Origin of the sequence: Klenkia taihuensis (assembly GCF_900112525.1) — a bacterium.
Taxonomy (GTDB): domain Bacteria; phylum Actinomycetota; class Actinomycetes; order Mycobacteriales; family Geodermatophilaceae; genus Klenkia; species Klenkia taihuensis.
Genome location: NZ_FOMD01000004.1, coordinates 257,703 through 277,055, shown reverse-complemented (window position 1 = coordinate 277,055; position 19,353 = coordinate 257,703). Strand labels below are relative to the sequence as shown.

General features: G+C 75.2%; 20 protein-coding genes. 5 read left to right on the top strand and 15 right to left on the bottom strand.

Annotation, left to right across the window (positions count from 1 at the left end):
• The first annotated feature begins 32 nt into the window (after positions 1–32).
• Positions 33–1,073, top strand: a complete 1,041-nt coding sequence (locus BM158_RS17265; protein WP_091562239.1) for an iron-containing redox enzyme family protein — start codon at positions 33–35, stop codon at positions 1,071–1,073.
• Here BM158_RS17265 and BM158_RS17260 read toward each other — a convergent pair.
• From BM158_RS17260 to BM158_RS17240, 5 genes are all read right to left on the bottom strand, one after another.
• Positions 1,031–1,306: a CDGSH iron-sulfur domain-containing protein gene (locus tag BM158_RS17260; protein ID WP_091562236.1), complete on the bottom strand. Its 276-nt coding sequence runs from the start codon at positions 1,304–1,306 to the stop codon at positions 1,031–1,033. The genes BM158_RS17265 and BM158_RS17260 overlap by 43 nt on opposite strands.
• 59 nt (positions 1,307–1,365) lie before the next feature.
• Positions 1,366–4,452: a bifunctional [glutamine synthetase] adenylyltransferase/[glutamine synthetase]-adenylyl-L-tyrosine phosphorylase gene (locus tag BM158_RS17255; RefSeq protein WP_091562231.1), complete on the bottom strand. Its 3,087-nt coding sequence runs from the start codon at positions 4,450–4,452 to the stop codon at positions 1,366–1,368.
• Positions 4,449–5,168: a type 1 glutamine amidotransferase gene (locus BM158_RS17250; RefSeq protein ID WP_091562227.1), complete on the bottom strand. Its 720-nt coding sequence runs from the start codon at positions 5,166–5,168 to the stop codon at positions 4,449–4,451. The genes BM158_RS17255 and BM158_RS17250 overlap by 4 nt, the downstream gene beginning before the upstream one ends.
• A 92-nt stretch (positions 5,169–5,260) precedes the next feature.
• Positions 5,261–6,601 (bottom strand): glutamine synthetase family protein, encoded by a 1,341-nt coding sequence (locus tag BM158_RS17245; protein ID WP_091562223.1) that lies wholly within the window; start codon positions 6,599–6,601, stop codon positions 5,261–5,263.
• 73 nt (positions 6,602–6,674) lie between these two features.
• Entirely contained in the window at positions 6,675–7,874 is a 1,200-nt protein-coding gene (locus BM158_RS17240) for a L,D-transpeptidase (protein WP_091562220.1), read from the bottom strand.
• Between the two features lie 146 nt (positions 7,875–8,020).
• Between BM158_RS17240 and panB the strand changes: the two genes are divergently transcribed.
• Together panB and BM158_RS17230 are read left to right on the top strand one after the other, a co-directional pair.
• Entirely contained in the window at positions 8,021–8,881 is an 861-nt protein-coding gene (gene panB, locus BM158_RS17235; protein WP_229827810.1) for a 3-methyl-2-oxobutanoate hydroxymethyltransferase, read from the top strand.
• An 83-nt stretch (positions 8,882–8,964) separates the two neighbouring features.
• Positions 8,965–9,549, top strand: coding sequence for a hypothetical protein (locus BM158_RS17230; RefSeq protein WP_091562210.1), 585 nt, complete (start codon positions 8,965–8,967; stop codon positions 9,547–9,549).
• A gap of 39 nt (positions 9,550–9,588) precedes the next feature.
• On the opposite strand, the gene npdG is transcribed toward BM158_RS17230, so the two are convergent.
• Positions 9,589–10,296 carry an NADPH-dependent F420 reductase gene (gene npdG / locus BM158_RS17225; protein WP_229827811.1) on the bottom strand — a complete coding sequence of 236 codons (708 nt, stop codon included), beginning with the start codon at positions 10,294–10,296 and terminating at the stop codon, positions 9,589–9,591.
• Positions 10,297–10,344: 48 nt separating this feature from the next.
• Complete coding sequence (locus tag BM158_RS17220; protein ID WP_091563275.1) at positions 10,345–10,539, bottom strand: hypothetical protein; 195 nt, start codon at positions 10,537–10,539, stop codon at positions 10,345–10,347.
• A gap of 127 nt (positions 10,540–10,666) precedes the next feature.
• On the opposite strand from BM158_RS17220, the gene BM158_RS17215 reads away from it, so the two are divergent.
• Both BM158_RS17215 and BM158_RS17210 read left to right on the top strand, forming a co-directional pair.
• The gene (locus BM158_RS17215) at positions 10,667–11,767 is read left to right on the top strand and encodes a GGDEF domain-containing protein (RefSeq protein WP_229827812.1); all 1,101 of its coding nucleotides are present in this window, start codon (positions 10,667–10,669) and stop codon (positions 11,765–11,767) included.
• Positions 11,768–11,815: 48 nt separating this feature from the next.
• On the top strand, positions 11,816–13,057 hold the full coding sequence (locus BM158_RS17210) for a M24 family metallopeptidase (protein ID WP_229827813.1): 1,242 nt from the start codon (positions 11,816–11,818) through the stop codon (positions 13,055–13,057).
• On the opposite strand, the gene BM158_RS17205 is transcribed toward BM158_RS17210, so the two are convergent.
• The 8 genes from BM158_RS17205 to cpaB are packed head-to-tail and all read right to left on the bottom strand — an operon-like array spanning position 13,044 to position 19,323.
• The gene (locus BM158_RS17205; protein ID WP_091562202.1) at positions 13,044–13,472 is read right to left on the bottom strand and encodes a ChaB family protein; all 429 of its coding nucleotides are present in this window, start codon (positions 13,470–13,472) and stop codon (positions 13,044–13,046) included. The two genes, BM158_RS17210 and BM158_RS17205, sit on opposite strands and share 14 nt — an antisense overlap.
• Positions 13,473–13,482: 10 nt before the next feature.
• A complete protein-coding gene (locus tag BM158_RS17200; protein ID WP_091562199.1) occupies positions 13,483–13,872 on the bottom strand; it encodes an acyl-CoA thioesterase in 390 nt (129 codons plus the stop codon).
• A 4-nt stretch (positions 13,873–13,876) separates the two neighbouring features.
• Positions 13,877–14,092, bottom strand: a complete 216-nt coding sequence (locus BM158_RS17195; protein ID WP_091562195.1) for a hypothetical protein — start codon at positions 14,090–14,092, stop codon at positions 13,877–13,879.
• Between the two features lie 24 nt (positions 14,093–14,116).
• Complete coding sequence (locus BM158_RS17190) at positions 14,117–15,004, bottom strand: type II secretion system F family protein (protein ID WP_091562192.1); 888 nt, start codon at positions 15,002–15,004, stop codon at positions 14,117–14,119.
• The gene (locus BM158_RS17185; RefSeq protein WP_091562189.1) at positions 15,004–15,939 is read right to left on the bottom strand and encodes a type II secretion system F family protein; all 936 of its coding nucleotides are present in this window, start codon (positions 15,937–15,939) and stop codon (positions 15,004–15,006) included. The genes BM158_RS17190 and BM158_RS17185 overlap by 1 nt, the downstream gene beginning before the upstream one ends.
• On the bottom strand, positions 15,939–17,435 hold the full coding sequence (locus tag BM158_RS17180; protein ID WP_091562185.1) for a TadA family conjugal transfer-associated ATPase: 1,497 nt from the start codon (positions 17,433–17,435) through the stop codon (positions 15,939–15,941). Before BM158_RS17180 ends, BM158_RS17185 begins: the two co-directional genes overlap by 1 nt.
• Positions 17,432–18,616, bottom strand: coding sequence for a CpaE/TadZ family protein (locus tag BM158_RS22745; RefSeq protein WP_091562181.1), 1,185 nt, complete (start codon positions 18,614–18,616; stop codon positions 17,432–17,434). The genes BM158_RS17180 and BM158_RS22745 overlap by 4 nt, the downstream gene beginning before the upstream one ends.
• Positions 18,613–19,323: a Flp pilus assembly protein CpaB gene (cpaB, locus tag BM158_RS17170; RefSeq protein ID WP_091562178.1), complete on the bottom strand. Its 711-nt coding sequence runs from the start codon at positions 19,321–19,323 to the stop codon at positions 18,613–18,615. The genes BM158_RS22745 and cpaB overlap by 4 nt, the downstream gene beginning before the upstream one ends.
• Between the last annotated feature and the right edge of the window lie 30 nt (positions 19,324–19,353).

The window sequence follows — 19,353 nt, the reverse complement described above, 5'->3', positions numbered from 1 at the left end:
CCGGATCCCCCGCCCCCGGGCATGGGACCACGGTGCCTCTCCCCACCCCGCGCGGCCCGCTGTCCGAAGCGCTCTGCGCCGACCTGACCTCCGGGACGCTGCGCCCGGCCACCCTCGCGCTGGCCGACCAGGCCGCCGCCTCCCCGGTGCCGCTGGCCGACGACGACCTGCAGGTCGCCCTCTACACCTGCTACGAGCTGCACTACCGCGGCTTCGACGAGGTCGACGACCGCTGGGAGTGGGACCCGCAGCTGCTCGCGCTGCGCGCGGTCCTGGAGCGCGCGTTCGAGGCCGCCCTCCGCGACGCCGCCGCACCCTGGGTGCGGGCCTGCCCCGAGGGCACGGTCGACCGGCAGCTGGCCGCGATGGTCGCCGCCGACGACGGCCCGTCGCTGTCGGGCCACATGGCCAAGCAGGCCGACGAGGAGCAGTGGGCGGAGTTCCTCACCCTGCGCTCGGTCTACCACCTCAAGGAGGCCGACCCGCACACCTGGGCGATCCCGCGGATCGCCGGGCGGGCCAAGGCCGCGCTGGTGGAGATCCAGGCCGACGAGTACGGCGGCGGGTCGCCCGTGCGCATGCACTCGGCGCTGTTCGCCCGGCTGATGCGCACCTTCGACCTCGACGACACCCACGGCGCGCACGTGGACGCCGCGCCCGCCGAGGTGCTGGCCACGCTGAACGCGATGAGCTTCCTCGGCCTGCACCGGCGGCTGCGCGGGGCCGTCGTGGGCCACCTCGCACTGGTCGAGATGACCTCCACCGCGCCCAGCCGCCGGTACGCCTCCGGGCTGCGCCGGCTGGGCAAGGGCGACGACGCCACGCTGTTCTACGACGAGCACGTCGAGGCCGACGCCGTGCACGAGCAGGTCGCCTCGGTCGACATGTGCGGCTCGCTGGTGGCCGCCGAACCGGAGCTGCGGGACGACGTCCTGCTGGGTGCGGCGATCGCGCTGGAGCTGGAGTCCCGAGCCGGGGCCCGGGTGCTGCAGGAGTGGACGGCGGGCCGCTCGGCTCTCCGCCCCGTGGCTCAGTCCTCCCCGAGGTCGGACTCGAGCGCCGCCAGCCGCTGACTGGGCCGGTCCGACCGCGGCGCGCTGGGGGCGGAGAAACCGGTCCGCTTGTGGCTGCCGTCGCAGAAGGGCTTCAGCCCGGACTTGCCGCACCGGCACAGCGCGACGACGTCCCGGCCGGGGTCGAACTCCACGCCGTCGGCGTCCACGAGCCGGAAGTCACCGCGCACGACCAGCGGGCCGTCGCGGTAGGGGGTGATGGTGGCGGGCTCGCGGTCGTCGGGCACCGACATCCCCTGCCCGGCGCCGCGGGGCCTCAACCCCGCCGGCCGGTCCCCCGCGGTGCGGGCGCTCAGTCGTCGGCGCGGCCGTAGAAGACGCGCTCGACCACCGATCGGGCGTGCCGGGTGGCCCGGCGGTAGTCGTCGACGAACTCGCCGGGGTCGGCGTCGGCCGGGTAGCCGCTGGCCCGCGCCACCCCGGACAGCTCCAGGCCCGGCCGCGGCAGCTGGTCCCCGGGGCGGCCGCGCACCAGGAAGACGGCGTTGCGCGCGCGGCTGGCCCGCTCCCAGGCGTCCCGCAGCGCGGCGACGTCCTCGGCCGGCAGCAGGCCCGCGCCGCCGAGGGCGACCAGCGCGTCGACCGTCGTGGTGACCTGCAGGGCGGGGTGGTCGTGCGCGTGCTGGAGCTGCAGCAGCTGCACGGTCCACTCCACGTCGGCCAGCCCGCCGCGGCCGAGCTTGGTGTGCGTGGCCGGGTCGGCACCGCGCGGCAGCCGCTCGCTCTCCACCCGCGCCTTGATCCGGCGGATCTCGGCGACCTGGGCGTCGGTGAGCCCCTCGGCGGGCCAGCGCAGCGGGTCGACCAGGGCGCAGAACTCCCGGCCCAGCTCGGCGTCGCCGGCCACCGGCTCGGCGCGCAGCAGGGCCTGCACCTCCCACACCGACACCCACCGCTGGTAGTACTCCGCGAACGCCGACAGGCTGCGCGACAGCGACCCCTGCCGGCCCTCGGGGCGGAGGTTGGCGTCGACCTCGAACGCGGGGTCCGGCGCCGGCTCGGCCAGCAGCCGGCGGAGCGCGTGCGCGACCTGGTTGGCCGCCGCGGCCGCCCGCGACTCGTCGGCGCCCGCACGCACCCGGTGCACGAAGAGCACGTCGGCGTCCGAGCCGTAGCTCATCTCCCGGCCGCCGAGCCGGCCCATCCCGATGACCGCCAGGTCGACCGGCACCTGGTCGGCGGGCACCTTGGCCTCGGCGGCCCAGCTGCGCACCGCGGCGTCCAGGCCGGCCTCCAGGGTGGCGACGGCGACGTCGCGCAGCGCCACCCCGACCCCGACGACGTCGAGCTGGCCCAGCAGGTCGGCGCAGGCGATCCGCAGCAGCTCGGTGCGGCGCAGCCCGCGCAGCACCCGCACGCCCTCGGCCGCGTCGCCCGCACGGGCCACCGACTGCCGCCAGGCCGAGGTCAGCGCGGCCGCCGGGCGGGGCACCAGCTCCTCGTCGCGGGCCAGCAGCCGCAGCGCCTCGGGGGTGCGGGTGAGCAGCCCGGCGACGTACTGCGAGGACCCGAGCAGCAGCGCCAGCCGCTCGGCGACCTGGCCCTCGTCGCGCAGCAGCCGCAGGAACCACTGGTTGCCGCCGAGGGCCTCCGACACCTGCCGGTAGGCCAGCAGCCCGGCGTCGGGGTCGGCCGCCGAGGCCAGGGTCTGCAGCACCACCGGCAGCAGGTAGCGCTGCATGGACGCCGACCGCGACACCCCGCCGGTCAGCGCCGCCAGGTGCCGCAGCGCGCCGTCGGGGTCGGCGAAGCCCAGCGCCCGCAGCCAGGCCCCGGCCGCCTCGGGCCCCAGGGCCAGCTGCTCGCCGGGCACCCGGGCCACCGCCGACAGCAGGGGCCGGTAGAACAGCTTCTCGTGGATCCGCCGCACCTCGCGGGTGTGCAGCGCGAGCTCGGCCCGCAGCACGGCGACGGCGTCCCCGCGGTGGTCGGGCTTGTAGCCCAGCGAGCGGGCCAGCCAGCGCAGCTGCACCTCGTCGGTGGGCAGCAGGTGGGTGCGGCGCAGCCGGAGCAGCTGCAGACGGTGCTCCACGGTGCGCAGGAAGCGGTAGGACGCGGCCAGGGTCACGGCGTCCTCGCGACCGACGTACCCGCCGACCGACAGCGCCAGCAGCCCCGGCAGGGTGCCGCCGGTGCGCAGCGTGATGTCCACCCGGCCGTGCACCAGCTGCAGCAGCTGCACGCTGAACTCGACGTCGCGCAGCCCGCCGCGCCCGAGCTTGAGCTCCCGGCCGGCCTGGGCCGGCGGGATGAGCGACTCGACCCGGCGGCGCATCGCCTGCACCTCGGCGACGAAGCCGGGCCGGTCGCCGGCCTTCCAGACCAGCGGGAACAGCGCGTCGACGTACTCCCGGCACAGCGACGGGTCCCCCGCCACGCCGCGCATCTTCAGCAGCGCCTGGAACTCCCACGTGCTGGCCCACTGCTCGTAGTAGGCGACGTGCCCGGCCAGCGTCCGCACCAGCTGCCCGGCCTTGCCCTCCGGGCGCAGCGCGGCGTCGACCTCCCAGGCGGCCTCGCGGCAGACCCGCATCAGCGTGGCGCACACCTTGGCCGCGGTGGCGGTGGCCTCGGCGTCGTCGCTGCCGTCCAGCGGCTCGGCGACGAACACGACGTCGACGTCGCTGACGTAGTTGAGCTCCCGGCCGCCGCACTTGCCCAGCCCGATCACCGCGATCCGGCAGTGCGGGGCGCCCGGCGGCTGGTCGGCGACGGCCAGCGCCAGCCCGGCGACCAGCACCGCGCCGGCCAGGTCGGCGAGCTCGCCGGCCACCTCGTCGGCGCTGAGCCCGCCGCCCAGGTCGCGGCCGGCGACCGAGAGCACCGCGCGCAGGTAGGCCCGGCGCAGGTCGCGCACGCGGGAGAGGTCGGCGTCCGGTGCCGGGGTGCCCAGGCCCACGCCCCACGGCGGGTCGTCGGGGTCGGCGCCGACCGCGCGCAGCATCTGGCGCTCCAGCGACAGCGGCGTCGGGCGCACCGGGCCGTCGTCGGTGTCGAGCACGGTCCAGTCCTCGGGGTGGGCGACCAGGTGGTCGTCCAGGCCGGCGCTGGCCCCCAGGACGGCGAGCAGCTGCCCGCGGAGGTTGGCCGAGCCGCGCAGCCGGGCGAGCAGGTGCGCGGCCAGCTCGCCGCCGGGGTCCTCGCGGTCGAGGGCCTCCACGAGCCGGGCCAGGGTGAGGACGGCGAGGTCGGGGTCACCGGCGCGGGCCAGCGCGGACACCACCGGCGCGGCCTCGGGGTCGGCCGGCTCGTTGGTCGCCAGGTCCCACAGGCCCAGCTCCGGCGAGGCGAGCGTGCGGGCGACCCGCTCGCCGTCCTCGAAGCCGAGCCGGACCAGCCGGACGACGGCGCGGCGCGGGACCTCGACCGGGTCGGTCACGTGCGGGCGCGGGCGTGCACGACGTCGGCGAACCGGCCGGCGAACGGCGCCCAGACCTCGGCCAGGTCGGGGTGCGCGGCGGCGGCGCGGTCGCTGATCTCCTCGACGTCCAGGCCGCTGGCCGCGACGCCCACCGGGTCGTGCGCGGCCCAGGACGCGGCGATCTCCGGGGTGGTCTCGATGTGGAACTGCAGCCCGTAGACCGCCGTCCCCAGGCGGTAGGCCTGGACGTCGCACACCGGGTTGGCGGCCAGCAGCACGGCACCGTCGGGCAGCCGCTCGACCTCGTCGTGGTGCCAGGCGACCACGTCGGGCGAGAGCGGGACGCCGGCGAACACCGGGTCGGTCTCGGCGGCGTCGCGGCGGGCGACCAGGGTGGCGCCGACCTCGGGACCGGCCGGCCGCACCCGCGTGGACCCGCCGGCGGCCTGGGCCAGCAGCTGGGCGCCCAGGCAGATGGCCAGGGTCGGCACGTCGTCGGCGGCGGCCTGCGCCAGCAGGTCGCGCACCGGGGCGAGCTCGGTGGCCCCCTCGTCCAGGGAGGACTGGGGGCCGCCGAGCACCAGCAGGCCGTCGTGCCCGGACAGGTCGGCGGGCACCTCGTCGCCGGCGTCCAGGTGCCGCTCGTCGAGCTCGAGGCCGGCGTCGGCGAGCCACTCCCCCAGCCGGGCCGGCGGGTCGGTGTCGGACGGGACGACGACGAGCAGACGGGTCACGCCAGAAAGCCTAGATTCCGGTCGGACCGGCCCCCTCGCAGGGACCCGCGGTGTGCGGAGCGCGTCGTGGGGGGGGGCGAGGGGGTCCTTCTCTAGAGCCCGGGCAGGTAGCGCTGGAGCTCGAAGGGCGTGACGTTGCGGCGGTAGGAGTTGAACTCCTCCCACTTGTTGCGCAGGAAGAACTCGAACACGTGCTCGCCGAGGGTCTCGGCGACCAGGTCGCTGCCCTCCATGGCGGTCAGCGCCTCGCCCAGGCTCACCGGGAGGTCCTCGTAGCCGGCGGCGCGGCGCTCGGTGTCGGTGAGCGACCAGACGTCGTCCTCGGCCTCCGGCGGGAGCTCGTAGCCCTCCTCGATGCCCTTGAGACCGGCCGCGAGCAGCACGGCGAAGGTGAGGTAGGGGTTGCAGGCGCTGTCGGGCGAGCGCACCTCGACGCGGGCGGAGTTGGCCTTGGACGGCTTGTAGGAGGGCAGCCGCACCAGCGCCGAGCGGTTGGCCTTGCCCCAGGTCGCGGCGGTGGGCGCCTCGGTGCCGGCGAGCAGGCGGCGGTAGGAGTTCACCGTCTGGTTGGTGACGGCGGTGACCTCGCGGGCGTGCTTGAGCAGGCCGGCGATGAACTGCTTGCCCGTGGTCGACAGGCGCATCGGGTCGCCGGCGTCGTGGAAGGCGTTGCGGTCGCCCTCGAACAGCGACAGGTGGGTGTGCATCGCCGAGCCGGCCAGGTCGGTGAACGGCTTGGGCATGAAGGTGGCGTGCACGCCCTGGGCCAGCGCGACCTCCCGCACCACGTGCCGCAGGGTCATGATGTTGTCGGCCATCGACAGCGCGTCGGCGTAGCGCAGGTCGATCTCCTGCTGGCCGGGCGCGACCTCGTGGTGGCTGAACTCCACCGAGATGCCCATCGCCTCGAGCGCGAAGACGGCCTCGCGGCGGAAGTCGTGCGCCACGTTGTGCGTGGACAGGTCGAAGTAGCCGCCGGTGTCGGCCGGGGTGGGCGGGGTGCCGTCGTCGGGCAGGTCCTTGAGCAGGAAGAACTCGATCTCGGGGTGGGTGTAGAAGGTGAACCCCATGTCCGCGGCCTTGCCCAGGGCCCGGCGCAGCACGTGCCGCGGGTCGGCCCACGCGGGGCTGCCGTCGGGCAGCGTGATGTCGCAGAACATCCGCGCGGTCTCGCTCGCCCCGCCCTTGGCCGAGGGCATCACCTGGAAGGTGCCCGGGTCGGGCTTGGCGAGCATGTCGGACTCGTAGACCCGGGCGAAGCCCTCGATCGCCGAGCCGTCGAACCCGATGCCCTCGGCGAACGCCGCCTCGATCTCGGCGGGGGCCACGGCGACGGCCTTGAGGTAGCCCGACACGTCGGTGAACCACAGCCGGACGAACCGGATGTCGCGCTCTTCCAGGGTGCGCAGGACGAACTCCTGCTGGCGGTCCATGCTGGGCATCCTGTCTCCCGGTCGTGTCGGCTCGGTTACGACACCCGGGAGCCTGCCCCGTCGGGGTGGCCGGTCACACGCCGGGGTGCAGCGCCGACCCCGCGACCCACTCGTCCCAGCCCACGTTCCAGTCGCCGAACCCGTCGGACCCCGCGAGCCGCGGGCCGGCGTTGCTGACCTCGACGACGTCGCCGCGGCCGAAGTTCTCGTAGAACCAGCCCGCGTCCGCCGTCGAGACGTTGAGGCAGCCGTGCGAGACGTTGCGGTACCCCTGCTGGCCCACCGACCACGGCGCCGCGTGCACGAAGATGCCGGAGTTCGACAGCCGGGAGGCGTACTCCACGTCGGTCCGGTAGCCGCCCGGGGCGTCGATCGGCACGCCGTAGGTCGAGGAGTCCATCGTGTAGTGCCGGGACTGCTGCATCACCACGTACGTGCCGGACGGCGTGGGGCTCGAGGGCTTGCCCAGGGACGTCGGCATCGTCTGCACCAGCTGGTCGTCGACGTAGAGGCGCAGCACGTGCTCGGTGGCGTCGACGGCGCCGACCTTCTTCGGGCCGACGTCGAACTCCACGTGCTTGCTGGCCTGGCCGTGGACGCCGTCGCCGACGTCCACGCCGTAGAGGTCGGCGTCCACGACGACGTGGGTGTGCGCGGGCCAGTAGGCGGCGGGCCGGTAGTGCACGGTGCGGTCGGACAGCCAGGACCACGACCCGTCGACGTGCGGCGTGGTCACCACCGACAGCCGGCGCTCGACGGCGGCCCGGTCGGTGACGTCCTCGTCGAAGGTGATCGAGACCGGCTGGCCCACACCCACCACCGGGGTGTCCGCGTCCGGGAAGACCGTCGGCATGGTGAGCGTGCGGGGGGTGACGGTGCCGACCGTGCCCGAGGCGGTGCTGGTGCGGCCGGCGGCGTCGGTGGCGGTGGCCTGCACGGCGTAGGTGGTGCCGTAGCCCAGGTCGGCCGCGGCGGTCCAGGTGCCGGCGGCGGGGTCCAGCGCGCCGGGCAGCGGGGTGCCGTCCTCGGCGGTGACGGTGACCGCGGTGAGCGTCCCGTGCCCGGCGAGCACCCGCAGCGGCGTCACCGGGTCCACGCCGGTCGAGCCCAGCGGCGGGTCCGTGCTGATCACCGCGGCCGGCACCGGCGCGGCCGTGGTGGGTGCCGCGGTGGTGGCGGGTGCGGCGGCCTGCCCGCCGTCCACGCCTGACTGGCAGCCGGCGAGCACCACGAGCAGCAGGGCGAACGGGGCGCAGCGGTGGCGGACGGGCATGGCGACCTCGGCTCGGCAGGTGGTGGTGCCGGTATGCAACCAGTGCGCACTGCCCCGGGGGCGCCTCCGCCGCGTCCAGGGACGACGACGTCGCGCTCCGGGGTTGTCAGGTGTCACCCACGGGGGGCCGGTGCAGGATGGGCGCCGTGACCACGCCGTCGTCGTCCTCCGCCCCCAGCTCCGAGCCGGTCCTCTACGGCGGGGGCTCCCCCACCGCCCGGGTGCGCATCCACCACCTGCAGCAGGCCAAGGCCGACGGCGACAGGTGGGCGATGCTCACCGCCTACGACACCTACACCGCGCGGGTCTTCGAGGAGGCAGGCATCCCGGTGCTGCTGGTCGGGGACTCGGCGGGCAACGTGGTGCTCGGCCACTCCTCCACCGTGCCGGTCACCGTGGAGGACCTGCTGGTCTTCACCAAGGCGGTCACCCGCTCGACGTCGCGTGCGCTGGTCGTGGCCGACCTGCCGTTCGGGTCCTACGAGGCCTCGCCCGAGCAGGCCTTCGCCACCGCGGTGCGGATGATGAAGGAGGGCGGCGCGCAGGCGGTCAAGCTCGAGGGCGGCGCCCGGGTGGCCCCGCAGGTGCGGCTGCTGTCCGAGAACGGCATCCCGGTCATGGGGCACGTCGGGTTCACCCCGCAGTCCGAGCACGCGCTGGGCGGGTTCCGGGTGCAGGGCCGCGGCGACGCCGCCGACCAGGTGCTGGCCGACGCCCGCGCGGTCGCCGACGCGGGGGCCTTCGCCGTCGTGCTGGAGATGGTGCCGGCCGACGTCGCCGCCCGGGTGACCGCCGAGCTGGCCGTGCCCACCGTCGGCATCGGCGCCGGGGTGGGGTGCGACGCCCAGGTGCTGGTGTGGCCGGACATGGCCGGGCTCAACGGCGGGCGGGTGCCACGGTTCGTGAAGAAGTACGCCGACCTGCGCGGCGAGCTGCTGCGCGCGGCGCAGGAGTACGCCGCCGAGGTGCGCAGCGGCGCGTTCCCCGGGCCGGAGCACAGCTTCTGACCCTTGCGGGTGGTTCAGCTGAACAGGACCGTCCGCAATGCCGACACTCCCCGGGACAGGACCGACCCCGGAGGAGCAGGACCGTGAAGATCGACCGCACCGCAGTCATCGGCGTCGCCTCGGGCGTCGTCTTCCTGGCTGCCGTCGTGGGCGGCGTGGCCGCCAACGCGGCCCCCGGCGACCCGGGCACCGCGCCCGTCGCCGCGACCGCGGAGACCGCCGCCGCGGCCCCGACCGCCGAGACCGCGTCGACCGGCACGGCCGCCCCCACCGCAGCCGTCGGGACGGCGGCCCCCACCGCCGACACCGCACCGGTCGCCGGCACCGCTCCGACCGCCGCGCAGGGCAGCACCGCCGGCGTCGGCGTCACCGCCGGGGTCGGCACGACCGCGGGCGTGGGCAGCACCGCCGGCGTCGGTGTCGCCGCGCCCACCGCGGACGTCGGCGTGACCGCGGGCGTCGGGGTCACCGCCCCGACCGCCGGTGTCGGCGTCACCGCCGGCGTGGGCGTCGCCGCCCCGACGGCCGCGACCGGCGTCACCGCGTCGGTCGGCGTCGCGGCCCCGACCGCGTCGGTCGCCGACATCGCCCTGGTGGCCGGTGGGTCCTGCCCCACCGGCTACACCCTGCACCTGGTCCTGCCGGGCGTCTGCGTCAAGGTCCTCTGAGCGGGACGACGGCCTCCGTGCGGACGTCGTCCCCGGTCGTCAGACGCCGGTCACCCGGACGCCGGCGTGGGTCCTGTACCGGCGGTTCACCGAGACCAGGTTGATGGTCAGCGCCTCGACCTGGCGGGCGTTGCGCAGCCGGCCGGCGTAGACCCCGCGCAGGCCCGGCAGCTGCCCGGCGAGGGCCTGCACCAGGTCCATCGCGCCGCGGTCGTCGCCGACCACCATGACGTCGCCCTCCAGCGTCGGGTGCGACAGGTCCTCCAGCGACACCGCCGACAGGTGGTGGAACGCACCGACCACCAGGCTGTCGGGGAGCAGGGCCGCGGCCTGCTGGGTGACGCTGCCCTCGGGGACGTCGAGCACGTAGGCACCGAGCTCGTCCCAGCCCATCGGCACGACGCAGTCGACGACGACCTTGCCGGCCAGCACCGGCGCGAGCTCCGCCAGCAGCTCCGCGTGCCCGGCGTAGGGCACGGCCACGACCACCACGTCGGCCGCGCCGGCGACGTCCTGGTTGGACCCGCCGCGCACCGACACCTCGGCGCCACCGGACGCCGCGGTCGCCCGGGCCGCCACCTGGTCGGCGACCTCCTGCGCCCGGTCGGCGTCCCGCGAGCCCAGCAGCACCCGCTGCCCGGCCGCGGCCCACCGCACGCCCAGGCCCCGGCCCTGGGGGCCGGTGCCGCCCAGCACCCCGACCACCAGCTCGCCGACGGGCCGTCCCACCGCGCTGCTCTCCGTCACGTCGTCTCCCCCAGCTCGAAGCGGACCCCGGCGGTGATCATGCCCCGCTCAGCTGCTGCGCTCGCCCCGGTCCCAGGCGCGGTCCTCGGCGTCGGCCTTCTCGTTGCGCTCGGCGACCTTCTCCAGCGCGTGCTCGGCCTCCTCGCGGGTCGCGAACGGCCCGAGCCGGTGCCGCTCGGCGCACCCCTCGGGGCCCTCCACGGCGTTGTCCTTCAGGCACCAGAACCACGGTCCGTCGGCCATCTGCACCCTCTCCCCTCGGTTGCGGCGGCCCGCATGCGCGGTGCCCGGCCAGCGTGGCACCGGTCGCCGGGTCCCGCCCGGCGGCGACCGGTGCGGGGGCGGCGGTGCCGTGGGGCACACTGCCCGCGTGCCCGCCGCACCGACCACCACCGACAGCCGCCGGTGGCTGGTGCGCGGTCCCGGCCGGGCAGACGGGCGCACCGCGGCCCGGCTCATCGCCGCCCTGCTGCTCGTGGGTGCCGGGCTGGGCTCGCTCAACCTGCTCGTGGACGGCGTGCTGCGCCCGGGCGGTACCCGGTGGGTCTACGCCGGGACGATGGCGCTGCTGGTGGTGCTGGCCGTCGTCGTCCGGGTCCGCGACCGGCTGGGCCCCCGCTTCGTGGCCTCGCTGGTGCTGGTGGGCGACCTGGTCTACGTGGTCGTGGCGCTCTCGATCACCGACCCGATGCGGTACGCCCCGCCGCTGATGCTGCTGTTCTGCGCCTTCTCCGCCGCCTGGTTCCTCGACGGCTGGCTGCTCCGGGTGCACCTGGGCGTGGTCCCGCTGGCCTGCTGGGTGGCGCTGCAGGCCAGCTTCGACGACCCCGGTGCGCTCGCCGTCCAGGTGGTCGTGCAGTCGGTGATCCTCGACGTCACCACCCTCGGGGTGGTCTGGCTGCGCCGCCAGGTGCAGCGGCTGCTGGCCGACACCGAGCGGCTGTCCTCCACCGACCCGCTCACCGGCCTGGCCAACCGCCGGTCGCTGGTGGCGGGCGGCGACCGGCTGTGGCGGCAGGCCCAGCGCGACGGGGCGTCGGTGGCCGCCTTCGTCCTCGACCTCGACCGGTTCAAGGAGCTCAACGACGAGCACGGGCACGCCGCCGGCGACGCCGTGCTGCAGGCGGTCGCCACCGCGCTCACCGGCGCCGTCCGCCCGGCCGACGTGCTCGCCCGCACCGGCGGCGAGGAGATGGTCGTGCTGGGCCTGGTGCACGGCGCCGCCGACGCCCGGCAGCTGGGCGAGCGGCTGCGCGCCGCGGTGCAGCGGGCGGGTCACCGGCTGCACCCGGTCACCGCCTCGGTCGGGGTGGCCCTGGCCGGGCCGCACCCCGACGACGACCCGCAGGACGCCGTCCGCAAGCTCATCGACCGGGCCGACCTGGCGATGTACACGGCCAAGCAGGCCGGCCGCGACCGCGTGGAGCTGGCCGACCCCGTCGTCCCCCGGCCCCGGGTGGGCGGTAGCTGAGGGCTGCGCGTCTGGTCTGATCGGGCCATGACGGCGACCCTCCAGCAGGTGCCCCTCCCCCTCCGCGAGCAGGCCGAGGTCCGCGACCGCTGGCTGGCACACCGGCTCACCGCGCTGCTGCCGGGCTGGATGGACGACGCCGGGATCGACCTCTGGGTGCTGGTCGGGCGGGAGTACCACGAGGACCCGGTGCTCTCCACGATGCTGCCGGCCACCTGGTTGTCGGCCCGGCGACGCACCGTGCTGCTGCTGCACCGCACCGCCGGCGGCGTCGACGCCCTGGCCGTGGCGCGCTACCCGGTCGGGGTGTTCCGGTCGGCCTGGCGGCCCGAGGACGACGACCCCGCCGCCACCCAGGGGGACGCGCAGTGGGCCGCCGTGCGGCGCGCGGTCGACGACGCCGCCCCGCAGCGCATCGGCATCGACGTGTCGGCGACGTTCGCGCACGCCGACGGCCTGTCCCACACCGACCACGAGCAGCTGCTGGCCGCGCTCGGGCCCTGGGCGGAGCGGGTGGTGCCCGCGGAGGAGCTGGCGGTGCGCTGGCTGGAGACCCGGCTGCCCGAGGAGGTCGCCGCGCAGCACGCGATGAACGCGCTGGTGCACACCACGATCGACGAGGCGTTCTCCCGGGCCGTGGTCACCCCGGGGACGACGACGGCGCTGGACGTCGCGTGGTGGATCCGGCAGCGCTTCCACGACCTGGGCGTCGACCCGTGGTTCCAGCCGACCGTCGACGTGCAGCGCGCCGGGCTGCCGGGCGTGCACGAGGACCTGGTCGTCGAGCCCGGCGACCTGGTGCACTGCGACGTCGGCCTGCGCACGCTGGGGCTGACCACCGACACCCAGCGCAACGCCTACGTGCTGCGCCCGGGAGAGACCGCGCCCCCTGCCGGGCTGGTCGCCGCGCACGCGGTGGGCAACCGGATGCAGGACCTGGTCACCGGCGCGATGGTGCCCGGGCGGACGGGCGACGAGGTGCTCGCCGCGGCGCGGGCCGGCGCCGCGGCCGAGGGCATCGACGGCGACGTCTACTCCCACCCGGTGGGCCACCACGGCCACGGCGCGGGCCCGGCGATCGGCATGTGGGACGCGCAGGGCGGGGTGCCCGGCACCGGGCAGGCCGTCGTCCACACCGACACCACCTGGGCACTGGAGCTGTGCGTGCGGGTGCCGGTGGCCGAGTGGGGCGGCCAGGTCGTGCGGATGGCCCTGGAGCAGGGCATCGCGCTGACCGCCGCCGGGGTCGACTACCTCGACGACCGGCAGACCCGGCTCATTCTCCTCTAGCCTCCCGGGTCTCGCGGTCGTTGGCCTTCTCCAGGGCGTCGACCAGCTCGTCCTTGGTCATCGTCGACCGGCCCTCCACGTCGAGCTCCTGCGCCCGCTCGTACAGGTGCTCCTTGATGGCGTTCTCGTCCACACCGCCCGAGGTGCCCAGGTCGGTGTCCCGGTTGCCGTGGGCGGACTGCTCGTCGGAGGGCCCCTTGTGGTCCTTGGGCTCCCAGTGGTCCCCGACCTTCTCGTGGGTGTGCTTGACCGCGCCCCACGCCACCCGGTTCGCGGCCTGCTCGTCGCCGTCGTAGGTGTCCAGCGCGCTGTCGTGGGCCTGCGCGTAGGTGTCCTTGGCCTTGTCGTCGGAGCGCTGCAGGGTGCTGGGCAGCTCGTCCTCGATGACCTTCCCGCTCTTCGTCGTCTTCGGCATGCGGGCGCTCCTACCCGGCTGCGTCGTCGGAGAACGTCGCCCAGTGCGCCCGCTCGGCGTCGGTCATCGGCCGCGAGGCATCGTCCTCGACGTGCACGAGGACGGCGACGACGCTGATCGCCACCTCGCCGTCCTGGTGCAGGTCCTGCCGGACGGTGACCGAGCTGCCGCCCAGCCGGGTCACCCAGCTGTCGACGTCGACGGACTCGCCCGCCCGGTAGCGGAGCTGCCGGCGGTAGTCGACCTCGAGGCGGGCCAGGATGATCGGCGGGGCGTGCGTGCCGTCGGAGCCCATCACGAGACGGGCGTCCTCGAGCAGGCTGAGCGCGCGGGCGTGGTTGACGTGGCCGTACAGGTCGGCGTCGGACCAGCGCAGCTGGACGGCGTGCCGGTGGCGCACCGCCTCAGGCGGTCTCGGCCGACGTGCGGTGGCCGCCCTCGTCCGCGTCCGGGTGCAGGGTGCGCTCCTCGGACTCGGCGAGGATCGCCGCCGCCTGGCCGCGGGCGTCGTCGCTGCCGCCGGCGGACTCCTCCTCGGGCAGCAGCTCCGCCCTCGTGTCCACGTTGTGCTCGGTGACGTTGGCCCGCGCCTCGGGGCTGGGCGGCTGCGTGGAGGTCATGCGGCCGACCCTAGGTCCGGCAGGTCAGCCCAGCACGTCGCCGATCGACAGGATGGCCGGGCCGAGCACCACGATCAGCAGGGCGGGGAGGATGCAGAGCATCAGCGGGAAGGAGACCTTCACCGGCACCTTCATGGCCTTCTCCTCGGCCCGCTGCCGACGCTTGATGCGCATCTCGCCGGCCTGCACCTTGAGCACGTCGGACACGGCGATGCCGTAGCTGTCGGCCTGGTTGATCGCCGCGACGAAGCGGCGCAGGTCCTCCACCCCGGCGCGGGCGACCAGGCCGGCGTAGGCGTCCCGGCGCGACCGCCCGACGTTGATGTCGGCCATGGTGCGGCGGAACTCCTCGGCCAGGATCCCCTTGCCGTGGTTGGCCACCCAGTTCATCGAGGCCTCGAAGCCGAGACCGGCCTCCACGGAGATGGTCATCTGGTCCAGCACGTCGGGCAGCTCACGGGCCAGCTCGGTCTGGCGTTGGTCACCACGGCTGCGCAGGACCGCGTCGGGCAGCCAGTAGGAACCCAGGGCCGCGGCGGCCAGCACCACCACCCACAGGGCACCGGCCTCACCGGCGGCCGCGAGCAGCGTCACCAGACCCGTGCCGATGGCCAGCAGCGGCTTGGCCGACAGCACCCGGGTCATCGTCCAGCCGGCTGGTGAACCGGCACGCTGGAGCAGGGTGCGGACCCGCCGGGCCTCCCGCTCGGGGGTGACGGTGCGCAGGAACGCGGTGCGCCCGTTGCCGCGGGACTCCAGCGACCCGGCGATGGGTGCGCTGGTGCTCAGCCCCCGGGTCAGGTTGCGGTGCGCGATGGCCAGCTGTCGGCCCTGGGTGCCCAGCACGGCGTAGGCGCCGAGGGCCAGCGGCAGGACGACGGCGACCGAGGCGGCCGCGAGCAGCGGGGACATCAGAACCTGACCTTCACGATCGAGCGGAGCCAGAGGGCGCCCACGACCATCAGGCCGGCGGCGACACCGAGCATCACGAAGCCGGTGACGGTGGAGAACAGCGGCGCGAGGTAGGCGGGCGCGGTGACGGAGATGATCGCGCCGACCGCGAAGGGCATGACCAGCAGCACGATGGCCGACGTCCGACCCTCGGCCGACAGGGCGCGGGCCTGGCGGAAGAGCTGCGCGCGGTCGCGGAGGGTCTCGCCGACCCGGTCGAGCACCTCCGCGAGGTTGCCGCCGACCTCGCGGTGCACCTCGATGGCCTGCACGACCCAGCGGAAGTCGTCGCTGCCGGTGCGGTCGGCGACCTCGTCGAGGGCCTCGCCGAGGTCGCGGCCGACGCGTGCCTCGTTGACCACGCGCGCGAACTCCACCGACATCGGGGCCTGGGTGTCGCGGGACACGGCGTCGACGGCGCGCAGCAGGCTGTGCCCGGCACGCAGGCTGCTGGCCATCAGCTGGAGGGCGTCGTCGAGCTGCTCGGCGAAGGCCCGCCGACGGCGGTCGGTGCGCACCCGCAGGACCACGAAGATGCCCAGGGGCGCACCCACGAGGAGGAGCACGGCCAGCGCCACCCCGCCGAGGACGGCGCCCAGCAGGGCACCGGTCAGCGAGGCGACGGCACCGACGACCAGCAGGTCGGGTGCCTTGATCTGCAGCCCGGCCAGCTCCAGGGCGACGGGGAGCCGGTTGGCCGGGTCGACCCGGAGCAGCACCCGCTGCGCGAGCGCGACGGTCTCCCCCGCCGTGGTGGCCCGGCGGTCGGGGACGACGGCGCCACCCACGACCAACCGGTTGCGGGAGACGGACTGCTTCGGGTTGCCGAGGACGAGCACCGCGATCGCGAGGGCCAGAGCCACGGCGACGGCGCCGGCCCAGACGACGGCGGGCATCAGACCCGCCCGGCGGACATCGGCCGACGCCCCGGCGAGGCGGCCGGCGCGGCGAACACGCGGGCGGAGACCGAGACCCCCATGTCGGCGAAGCGCTCGACGAACCGCGGCCGCACGCCGGTGGGGACGGCCTTCCCCAGGAGGCGGCCGTTGAGGTCGGACCCGGCGGAGTGGTCGAAGAGGAACGCGTCCTGCATCGTCACCGTGTCGCCCTCCATGCCCTGGACCTCGGTGACGTGGGTGATCCGGCGGGTGCCGTCGCGCAGCCGGGAGATCTGCACGACCAGGTCGACGGCCGAGGTCACCTGCTCGCGCACGGCGCGCAGCGGCAGGTCCATGCCGGCCATGAGCACCAGGGTCTCCAGGCGGGCGATGGCGTCGCGCGGGGTGTTGGCGTGCACGGTGGACAGCGAGCCGTCGTGACCGGTGTTCATCGCCTGCAGCATGTCCAGGCTCTCCCCGCCGCGGACCTCGCCGACGACGATGCGGTCGGGCCGCATGCGCAGCGAGTTGCGGACCAGCTCACGGATCGAGATCTCGCCGCGGCCCTCGATGTTGCGGGGCCGGGACTCGAGCCGGACGACGTGCTCCTGCTGCAGCTGCAGCTCCACGGCGTCCTCGATGGTGATGATCCGCTCGTTCTCCGGGATGAAGGAGGACAGCACGTTGAGCAGCGTCGTCTTCCCGGTGCCGGTGCCGCCGGAGACGATGATGTTCAACCGGGCCTCCACGCAGGCGCGCAGCAGCTCGGCCATCTCCGGGCTCAGCGTGCCGTAGGAGATGAGGTCGCCGATCCCCAGCGGGGTGCGGGCGAACTTGCGGATCGTCAGCGACGACCCGCCGAACGCCAGCGGCGGGATGACCGCGTTGACGCGCGAACCGTCGGCCAGCCGGGCGTCGACCATCGGCGAGGACTCGTCGATGCGGCGCCCGACGCGGGACACGATGCGCTCGATGACCCGGCGCAGGTGCTCCTCCGACGAGAACGTGGACGCGGTGCGGACCAGCCGGCCGCTGCGCTCGACGTAGACCGAGTCCGGCCCGTTGACCATGATCTCGGTGACGTCGGGGTTGTCCAGGTGCGGCTGCAGCGGGCCGTAGCCGAGCACCTCGTCGGTGACCTCGGTGATCAGCCGGCGGCGGTCGGCGTCCGAGAGCGGCGTGGGGTCGTTGGCGACCACGCGCTGCAGCTCGGAGTTCACCAGGCGGTGCAGCTGCTCCTCGGGGATGTCCCCGCTGGAGAGCTTGCTGCCCAGCCGGTCGAACAGCGCCTGGGTGGCCCGTGCACGGAGCGCGGTGAGGCCGTCCCCGGTGTGACCGGGCGCCTCGGACTGCACGAACCGGGCGGCCAGGTCCTCGACCGGCTGCACCTGCGCCGCGCGGGCCGACAGCGTCGCGACCTCGGCGTCCGCCGGGGCCTGGCGGGCCAACCGCACCGGGTCCGGCCCGAGCGCGTCCTCGCCCCGCGCGGAGGCGATGCGGTCGACGAGCCTCATCGGGCACCGACCCGGAGCCGGCCGAGGACACCGCGCTTGGGCTCGGACTCGGGCAGGAAGCGGGACACCAGCGTCTGGAGGCCGCGGGCGACCTGGTCCTTGCTCTGGCCCGCCAGCAACGGCACACCGGTGTTGGTCGACAGCGGCACGGTGTTGCTGCGCGACAGCACGATGTCCAGCGGGGCGCCGAGGGTGGCCTCGATGTCGGCCAGGTTCAGGCCACCCGCGGCGTCGGAGCCGTTCAGCAGCAGGTGCCGGTTGCGCGGCACCAGGTGCAGCTCGGTGAGCACGTCCAGCTCCTTGCGCATGCCGCGCACGCCCGGGACGTCCATCGAGCTCATGAGCACCAGGTCGGTGGCCCGCTCCAGGGTCACCAGGGTGTGGTCGGACAGACCCGGGGCGGTGTCGACGACCACGTGCCGGAACTCCTGGGACAGGGTGTCGACCAGCCGGGCGACCTGCTCCGCGGTGACCGCGTCCCCCGCGGCCGGCGAGTCGCTGCCGGCCACGACGTAGAGGCCGCTCTCGTGCCGGGTCAGGAAGCTCTTGAGCACCAGCGGGTCGGTGGAGGCCGCCCCGTGCACGGTGTCGGGCAGCGTGTACTCGGGCGCGAGGCCGAGAGCGCTGGCCACGTCGCCGAACTGGACGTCGAGGTCCACCAGGACCGTCGAGCCGACCCCGGAGCGGGCCAGGCCGACGGCGAGGTTGGTGGAGACGGTGGTCTTGCCGACCCCGCCCTTGGCCGAGCCGACGACGATGACGCGGTGGCCGCGGTCGCCGGAGGTCTCGCGCAGTGCGTCCCGGCGGGCGGAGGCCCACTCGGCGCCGCGGGAGACCACGCCGTCGACGTGGTCCTGGTGGGCATCGGCGGTCAGCAGGTCGCGGACGCCGGCGTGCATGGCCCGCATCCAGAGGTCCGGGTCGGTGGAGTTCGTCGCCATCACGATGCAGGTCGGGGTGGCGAGGACGTCGGCGCGGGTGGCCAGGGCCAGTGCGCGCTCCTCCGGGACGTCGGGCCCGAGGACGGTGACACCGGGCGAACCGGCCTCGACGACGCGGGCGAACAGCCCGCCGTCGGCGTCCAGGGCCTCGACGCCGAGGGCGACGACGTCGCCGTCGCACGCGGTGGCGAAGCGCTGGACGAGCTCGGCGCCGACGCCGATGGTCAGGACGGTGCTCACTGGTCGTCTCCCGTGATCGCGACGGAGGTGGTGCTGGAGGTGGTGGAACCGGTGCCCTCGTCGGACTCGAGGGAGAGCCAGACCGCCTGGGCGGACAGGCCGAGGACGACGGTGGAGGCGTCCTCCTGGCTGACCGCCACGGTGACGGTCCAGGTGCCCGTGGCGGGGTCGGCCGGGGCGGTGACCCGGGTGACCAGGACGTCGTGCAGCACCCGGAAAGTGCTGTAGGAGGTCAGCCCGGTGGACCCGGCGTCCTGGGAGGTGAGGGTGATCCCGACCTTGTCACCGGGGACGAGGGTGCCGCCGCCGGCCCGCTGGGTGTCGAAGCTGCCACTGACCTCGACGAGCCCGTCGGGGGTGGGCAGGGACCCGTCGGCGCGCACGGCCGCCGGGTCGGCGAACCGCCCCGTCTGCAGCATCTCGCCGGGCAGCAGCGCCGCGGTGGTGGCCAGGCCGTCGAGGGCGGACAGGTCGGACACGGCACCCGGGGCGACGAGCCGCTGGGGCACCTGCTCGACCCGCACCGAGTCGGCCAGGTCCTCGACCGGGGTGCCGGTGGGCACCTGGGCCGTGACGACCAGCACCGGCGAGAGCTCCTCGCCCGCCTGTGCCCGGCTCTCGGCGGACCCGACGTAGGTCAGGACCACCCAGGCACCGGCGGCGGCCAGCAGGACTGCCGCGACGGCGGCGACGATTCGGCGGGACATGGGGTTCCTTCGGTGGTGGGTGGGGTCGGG

Bases quoted from the DNA above. Each gene is read 5' to 3' on its own strand.
- BM158_RS17260 (WP_091562236.1), bottom strand. From the start codon at position 1,306: ATGTCGGTGCCCGACGACCGCGAGCCCGCCACCATCACCCCCTACCGC.
- BM158_RS17245 (WP_091562223.1), bottom strand. From the start codon at position 6,601: ATGGACCGCCAGCAGGAGTTCGTCCTGCGCACCCTGGAAGAGCGCGAC.
- BM158_RS17240 (WP_091562220.1), bottom strand. From the start codon at position 7,874: ATGCCCGTCCGCCACCGCTGCGCCCCGTTCGCCCTGCTGCTCGTGGTG.
- BM158_RS17220 (WP_091563275.1), bottom strand. From the start codon at position 10,539: ATGGCCGACGGACCGTGGTTCTGGTGCCTGAAGGACAACGCCGTGGAG.
- BM158_RS17205 (WP_091562202.1), bottom strand. From the start codon at position 13,472: ATGCCGAAGACGACGAAGAGCGGGAAGGTCATCGAGGACGAGCTGCCC.
- BM158_RS17195 (WP_091562195.1), bottom strand. From the start codon at position 14,092: ATGACCTCCACGCAGCCGCCCAGCCCCGAGGCGCGGGCCAACGTCACC.
- BM158_RS17190 (WP_091562192.1), bottom strand. From the start codon at position 15,004: ATGTCCCCGCTGCTCGCGGCCGCCTCGGTCGCCGTCGTCCTGCCGCTG.
- BM158_RS17185 (WP_091562189.1), bottom strand. From the start codon at position 15,939: ATGCCCGCCGTCGTCTGGGCCGGCGCCGTCGCCGTGGCTCTGGCCCTC.
- BM158_RS17180 (WP_091562185.1), bottom strand. From the start codon at position 17,435: ATGAGGCTCGTCGACCGCATCGCCTCCGCGCGGGGCGAGGACGCGCTC.
- cpaB (WP_091562178.1), bottom strand. From the start codon at position 19,323: ATGTCCCGCCGAATCGTCGCCGCCGTCGCGGCAGTCCTGCTGGCCGCC.